The sequence below is a fragment of the Pseudofrankia coriaricola genome (genome assembly GCF_032027725.1).
GTDB lineage: Bacteria > Actinomycetota > Actinomycetes > Frankiales > Frankiaceae > Pseudofrankia.
In genome coordinates this window covers 138770-145009 of record NZ_JASNFO010000044.1, presented here as the reverse complement: position 1 = coordinate 145009, position 6240 = coordinate 138770, and the positions used below count along the sequence as shown (strand labels likewise).

At 69.0% G+C, this 6240-nt stretch carries 6 protein-coding genes, 1 pseudogene and 1 riboswitch; of the genes and pseudogenes, 3 read left to right on the top strand and 4 right to left on the bottom strand.

The window, feature by feature from the left end; genetic code table 11:
- Positions 1–153: 153 nt before the first annotated feature.
- The 3 genes and pseudogenes from QOZ89_RS24250 to QOZ89_RS24240 all read right to left on the bottom strand — a co-directional run.
- A pseudogene (locus QOZ89_RS24250) lies at positions 154–351 on the bottom strand (hypothetical protein); the annotation flags it as partial.
- Positions 352–389: 38 nt separating this feature from the next.
- On the bottom strand, positions 390–551 hold the full coding sequence (locus tag QOZ89_RS24245; RefSeq protein WP_157910508.1) for a hypothetical protein: 162 nt from the start codon (positions 549–551) through the stop codon (positions 390–392).
- A gap of 502 nt (positions 552–1053) precedes the next feature.
- Entirely contained in the window at positions 1054–2046 is a 993-nt protein-coding gene (locus QOZ89_RS24240) for a C40 family peptidase (RefSeq protein ID WP_312625432.1), read from the bottom strand.
- A gap of 81 nt (positions 2047–2127) precedes the next feature.
- Positions 2128–2294: riboswitch (cyclic di-AMP (ydaO/yuaA leader) on the bottom strand.
- A 1335-nt stretch (positions 2295–3629) separates the two neighbouring features.
- Here QOZ89_RS24240 and QOZ89_RS24235 point away from each other — a divergent pair.
- Positions 3630–4574 carry a C40 family peptidase gene (locus tag QOZ89_RS24235; RefSeq protein WP_312625430.1) on the top strand — a complete coding sequence of 315 codons (945 nt, stop codon included), beginning with the start codon at positions 3630–3632 and terminating at the stop codon, positions 4572–4574.
- A gap of 228 nt (positions 4575–4802) precedes the next feature.
- On the opposite strand, the gene QOZ89_RS24230 is transcribed toward QOZ89_RS24235, so the two are convergent.
- Positions 4803–5234 (bottom strand): WD40/YVTN/BNR-like repeat-containing protein, encoded by a 432-nt coding sequence (locus tag QOZ89_RS24230; protein WP_071047316.1) that lies wholly within the window; start codon positions 5232–5234, stop codon positions 4803–4805.
- Between the two features lie 38 nt (positions 5235–5272).
- Between QOZ89_RS24230 and QOZ89_RS24225 the strand changes: the two genes are divergently transcribed.
- A complete protein-coding gene (locus tag QOZ89_RS24225; RefSeq protein WP_071047317.1) occupies positions 5273–5596 on the top strand; it encodes a hypothetical protein in 324 nt (107 codons plus the stop codon).
- Between the two features lie 63 nt (positions 5597–5659).
- Positions 5660–6148, top strand: coding sequence for a hypothetical protein (locus QOZ89_RS24220; RefSeq protein ID WP_312625427.1), 489 nt, complete (start codon positions 5660–5662; stop codon positions 6146–6148).
- Positions 6149–6240 lie beyond the last annotated feature (92 nt).

Here is a 6240-nt window from a genome sequence, read left to right as displayed (position 1 = left end):
TACTCACGAACGCCACCGAAACCCAGAGAAAGGTCTTCCAGCTAATCGGCGCGCCTATCTCCAAGACCGTTGGTAGTCAGTAAGACGATCAATGGCTGCCGCGAACCCGCAAGTCACGAGCCCGCAGTGCGTCCTAGATCAAGTAAGTTCGGGTTAGACGGCTTGCTCGGGTTCGCCGTCTGGCGGCGAGGCGCCGCGTTCGATCTTGGTGTGGGTGTCGGTGCGTAGCTGGGTGACGAGTCTGCGGGCGACGGGGGCGCCGACGTGGAGCCGTTTGCGGAGGGTCTCTGCGGAGATAGGGCGTTGGTGGTGTTGCCAGTGCAGGACGTCTTCGGCTCGGGCTCGGTGGAGGGAGCCGGCCATCCGGTCTAGGCGTGCGGTAGTGCCTGTCAGCCTTCGGCCAGTGGGAGGATCCGGGCAAAGGTGGCACCAGCGTCGCGGGATTCGTAGATGCCATCGCTGGTGGCGACGAGCAGGTGGCCTTCGTCGACGGCCGTCATATCGGGGGTGTGGATGTGGCCGCAGGCGGTCACGGCCGGGCGGTGCGTCACTCTCGGCCCGGGGCCGTGGGGGCGAGCCGGTCGGGCCGCCACCGAGGGGTTCGGACGGCGGGTAGTCCGCTGGCGGAATCCGAGGGCGGGAGGGGAAGCCCTCGATGCCACCGGCGGACGTCGTGGATGGCGCGGCTAAGGGGCGAGGGCCGCGCCTGCTGCTACCTACATGAAGAGTTCTGGAACGTGCTCGGAGAAAAACGGGACGGGTCGGCGGCGAAGGGCCAGCGCGGCCGACGTTGTGTCCGGGCCGGAAATCACCGCCGCCGAGAACGGCTGGCGAGCAGCACCGCTATGCCGTCGTCTTGTCGGGCGTCAACGGGCCCCGGGGCTTCGGGAACTCCGTGAGCGGCGGTCCCGCCAGCGGGAGCTGGCCGGGCCGCCAGGCCACGTCCGCGAACCCGCAGGGGAGGGGTTCGCGGGCAGGTCCGCCTGAGCGGGGCAGCCGAAGCCGGCCGAACGTAACGCTCAGGAGGAAGCCCTCCTCGCCCGCCGCGCCTTCCTACAGGACGCGGCCGACGAGGTAGCTCGTGCTCCAGATCGTCTGCAGCTGGACGACCGTGCCGGAGTGCGGCGCGGCCCACATCTTCCCGTCGCCGGCGTAGATGCCCATGTGGTAGATCTCGCCCGGCGCGCCGAAGAAGATCAGGTCGCCGACTTCCTTGTGCGCCTGGTCGACGTGGACCGTGGCCTCGTACTGCGCCTCCGCCGTCCTCGGCAGGTTGCGGCCGAGCTGCCGGTAGACGTACTGCACCAGGCTGGAGCAGTCGAACGAGTCCGGCCCGTTGGCGCCGTAGACGTAGGGCTTGCCGGCCTGCAGCGACGCCAGGTAGACGGCCTTCTCGCCCAGGTCGCCGTTCGACGGGGCGTTGACCGTGACGCCCCGGCTCGCCGAGGGGGCCGGCCGCTCCGCGACGTTCACCGTGCCGACGTTGTCGGCGGTGGCGGACTGCAGTGCGTCGGTGCCGTCGAAGACCGCGGTGATCTGTGTCGTGGTCAGCACCCGCGCGGTGTACGAGGTGTACCCGTCGTTGTTCGTCTGCAGGTGCAGGAAGGTCGCGAAACCGGTCGGTAGCTTGACCTGGACCTTGACCAGCTGGTTGGCCAGCGGCTGGTTGGTGTCCTTGTTGGTCAGCTTGAAGCCGATTTCGACCGGCTGGTCCGCATAGGCGGTGACGTCGGGGTTCGTGATGAACAGGTCGACGTCGGCCTTCGCCGTCAGCGTCGGCGCGGCCAGGTCGGACGCCGTGTCGGTGCCGTCGGCGCCAAGGGTGGACGCGAGGCTCACCGGGCGGACGTCGGTGCCAGAGCCGCCCATCGACCCGGAGCCGAAGGCGCTGGCGAGGCTGAGGCCGGTGGTGACGGAGCCGTCATCTCCGAACGCGTCCGCCGAGGTGTCGGCTGCCGGGGCGCAGCCGGCGAGGGCGATGCCGGACATCGCGATCGCACCGGTGGTAGCCGCGGCGACCGCGGTACGACCTCGGACCTTTGCCACCGCGGTCAGACCGCGATGACGACCCCTGCTGGTATCAGGCAGGGTGTCGGTATCCCACTGTACGGAGGGCGCGGACAAGTGTGGTCCTTCCCGTACGCCTGCGAGGTGAGCTGTCGGGTTCGGGCTGGGCTGCCCGGCCCTCGCGCAGCAAGCACGCGATGGGCTTCACCCCAAGGCCCGCGCCGGAGGGGGCGCTGGCCGGTCATGCGAGGTGGGTCCCCCGCTCCTGCCCGAGGTGACGACTCGGAGGGGACACCGGGACCGCGGGCAGGATTCGGCGTTCGGTCCGGTGTTGGACGTGACGTCGTGAACGAGACTAGTCCATTTGGATACGACGATGCGTAGTAGGTAGCACGGACACGCCTGGTCCCACGAGCTGTCGGTTCCGGGCCCCACGAGCCGGTGTCGTGACGGGTGTCGCCGAGAGTCACCGGCTACCCAGAACAGTAGAGGCGGGCGAGATGGTGCCGACCATTGACTACCGTGCGTAGTTGAAAAACTACGTACAGATCCCACATTGGGGCCGAGAGGCCACAGAAGGCGGCACGAGTGGTACCTAGCCCGGGGTGGTGACGCCTGCATCCCTATGACGAGCGGGCCTACTCGCCGGCTCGGCCGGGCCTTGCTGGGTTGGTGGTGTTATTTGGGCACCAGTTCCGAATCTTAAGGACCAAAATCCTACAGAGGATGTCTGGGAAGGGCATGGGTGACAGGCCGGTGAGGCGGTGCAGCAGGATCGGCTGCTCCTGCTCGACCACGTCGCCGGCGCCCGCCGGGAAGTCCGTGCCGTCCAGCGCGTTCTGGAGGCGATCATCGTTCGCATCGGTGGCGAGTAGCTGCTACGCCGGCCGCTGGTGCAGGTACAGGCGGCCGGCTTCCCGATCGAGCGGCACGAACGATACAAACGCGGGATCGTGGAGCGACTGGTGGCCCGCAATCCCCAGGCGGCTCAGGCCACCGCGCGGCCTGAGCCAAAGATCGGTTCCGACCTCGATGCCGACGCTGGCTGACCGGGTACCCGGAGATGAACGCCTCCGACAGGCCCGATCTGCGGACCCTGACCGCTCCTTCTGCTATCGACGTGACCACGCCCGCACATCCCGATCACTGCACGTGGCCGATGGATGGTGGTGTTCGGCGGCGTAGGGCGAGCACGGCGGGGTGGTGGTCGACCTGGAGGGTGACGTGTTCGACGGCGAAGTCGCGGTGGAGTAGCTGTTCGATCTCGAACTGGGCAGACGACGAACGGGCTGTTACCGCGTGTTGGGTCGCTCGCCGCGGTCGAGTACGACGTGGCGGGTACGAGCGCATTGGCGGCACGCCTCCCGGACGTGGAGGCCCTGCGCGTCGAGGCGCCCGGCCGACCCGCTGCCACCCCACCCTTTCCTACCAATCACACCAGTAGTACTACTATCTGGCGTCGTTGCTGCGGTGGACGCGTTCGAGGACGCGGCGAGGGAGGGGACGCGGTGCCTGCTCAGGGCGGCGGTCGGTGGTCGCTTGACGGACTGTGGCCCAGGAGGTACGACCTGGACGCCGAATCGGGACCGGGCACGGCGACCAGGGGGTCTACGCGCCGCCGGATGACCGAGCCTCGGCGTCGGGCAGCCACCGTCGCCCTCCTGGCCAGCGGAACATTGGCCACCTCGATGACGGGCTTCGCCGCGGCCACCTCCGACACCCCCGGCGACGACCAGCCCACCGCCGACCCGATCATGCAGGCATCCACACTCGGCGCCTCGATGTTCGGCAACCAGCCGGCCCCGCAGGACGCACCCGACGGCGTGGCACTGGCAGCGGAGATCGCGAACCCGACGCAGCAGTTCACAGCCCTGACCATCACGCCCGACAAGACGACGATCAGCCCCAACGACCAGGTGACCTTCACGGTCCACGCCGCGGCGGCGACGACCGGTGCACCCGTCGCGGGTGAGCAGGTCAACATCGTCGTCGTCACCGGCACCCGCTGGTCGAAAAGCGCCATCCTGCGAACCGACGATGACGGCGACGCCCGCATCAGCGCCCGCCTGCTGAGCACGACCACGATCACCGCGGTGTTCGACGGAGACGCCGCGCTGCGCCCCTCGACGGCGGAGGCCGCCACCGTCGTCGTCCGCAGCCCCACGGCAGGTCCGGGCTCCGGGCCGGGAGGCATCGCGACGGCGATCCCCCGCAGCACCATCGGCGAAAAGGCCGTCTACCTCGCGTCCCTGCAGGCCGGCAAGCCCTACGTGTGGGGCGCGACCGGCCCCAACGCCTTCGACTGCTCCGGCTTCGCGCAGTACATCTACAAGCAGCTGGGCCGCTACCTGCCACGCACCGCCCAGCAGCAGTACAACGCGACGATCCACGTCCCGCAGTCCGCCAAACAACCCGGCGACCTGATCTTCTTCGGCACCCCCGACAACATCACCCACATGGGCATCTACGCCGGCAACGGCTACATGTGGGCCGCTCCCCGGAGCGGCGATGTCGTCAAGTACGAGCCGATCTACACCAGCCGTTACTACGTCGGCCGCGTCCTGTAAGGGCCCGGGAGCGGCCGGCTCGACGCCGCAGGCATGCCGCCCGCGGACCGTCGGAAGAGCGGAGGAGCTGGCGGAGTGCGCCACGATCGGTGCATTCGCCGCTGTTACCGCGAGCCGGAATGTGATCAACCTCCTCGCTGGCGCCGCCAACAAGCAGATGATCGTGTTGGGTGAAGTCCCGGGTTCTCCGAAGACGGGCCACCCCGTCTGAGCGTGCGGTAGTGCCTGTCAGCCTTCGGCCAGTGGGAGGATCCGGGTGAAGGTGGCACCGGCGTCGCGGGATTCGTAGATGCCGTCGCTGGTGGCGGCGAGCAGGTGGCCTTCGTCGACGGCGGTGAACGCCTGCGGTCCGCCGCCGGGGATGGTGGAGACCCGCTTCCAGGTGGCGCCGGCGTCGGCACTCACGCTGAGCATGCCGGTCAGGTCCAGCCCGTAGAGGGCGCTGGCCGCCGGCCAGGCGAGAAACAGCTGCACGGTGGAGCTGCGCGGCGGTGCGAAGGTCCGCCCGCCGTCGGTGCTGGTGGCGACGCCCCGTTCGGTGGTGGCGAGCAGCAGGGTGCGGTCGGTGGGGCTGGCGGCGATGTCGGCGGCGGCGATGCGCGCGCCGGTCGCCCAGCTGGACCGGTGGGAGGGCGAGTCTGGCGGTGGCCTGGCCGCCAAGTCCGGACCCGGACCTGCTGCGCCAAGCGGTTGCCGCCATGCGGCAGGTGGGCCAGTTCAGCCTGCACGAGCGGGTCACCAGCGACACCAGCCGCGGCCTGGGCACCCCGTCCGTGCTGTCCCTGTCCGGCACCCGGTTCCTGGACAGCGAACCCTATGGCACTGGCCAAGCCCCAGTCACCACCCGTCTCGGCGTCACCGCCGGGCAGACCCGGCTGGCCTTGGCCTACCCCGCCGAGGGCCTCCAGATCGAACTCACCCTTGCCCCCGATGGGAAGATCGTCCATGAGGTGCTCGCTGCCCCCAAACATCTGATTATCCGGAGCTTCGTTTACCCGACCCCGACGAACCCTGACCGGTAGCGGCCCGGACAGCACTCCATTCGCGACTCTCCGTAATCGCTTGAACGTCGAGCGTGGGCTAGCGTGGGACGTGTGGACCTGGCCTGCGGGAACACGACGTCGAGGTCGCACAGAGTCGCGGCGCTCGCTCTGCTCGCTCTGCTCGCGGCCATCGTGGTCCACGGAATCCTGTGCGCCGTCCATGAGTCCCACGGGCTGGCAGAAGACCACCACCCTCGCACCGCGGTCGCCTTGAGCACGCCGGACGTCACCCCCGAGGCGCACGCCGGCGAGCCTTCGGTCGCCGCGGACTTCCCGGAGATCCAGCCACCGTCCCCGATGCTCTGGCCCGGCCAAGACCATCTGGTGGTCGGTTGCCCTTCTCAGTTCATCCTCCCGGCACGATTGGATGCCGTGGCTCCAGCCTCTCCGGTCGTCGTGCTGCTGGGGCTGGCCGTGGTGCCGGTCCTGTGGGCGGCTACCGGCGTCAGGCCGGGACCGGCGTATCACAGCGGTCGCGTTCACGCGGTCACGCGCGGGCTCTTCATGCGGATATGCGTACTTCGAAACTGATCGACGGGTAGCAATCTTCTCCTCTATCACCTAGCCGCCAACACCGTGCTTCGTCGTCTGATCGGCGGGCGCGCAGCGGCGCGGTCCGGCAC

Excerpts from the sequence above, each read along its gene's own strand:
- QOZ89_RS24225 (WP_071047317.1), top strand. The coding sequence starts at position 5,273 with ATGCGGCAGGTGGGCCAGTTCAGCCTGCACGAGCGGGTCACCAGCGAC.
- QOZ89_RS24235 (WP_312625430.1), top strand. The coding sequence starts at position 3,630 with ATGACCGAGCCTCGGCGTCGGGCAGCCACCGTCGCCCTCCTGGCCAGC.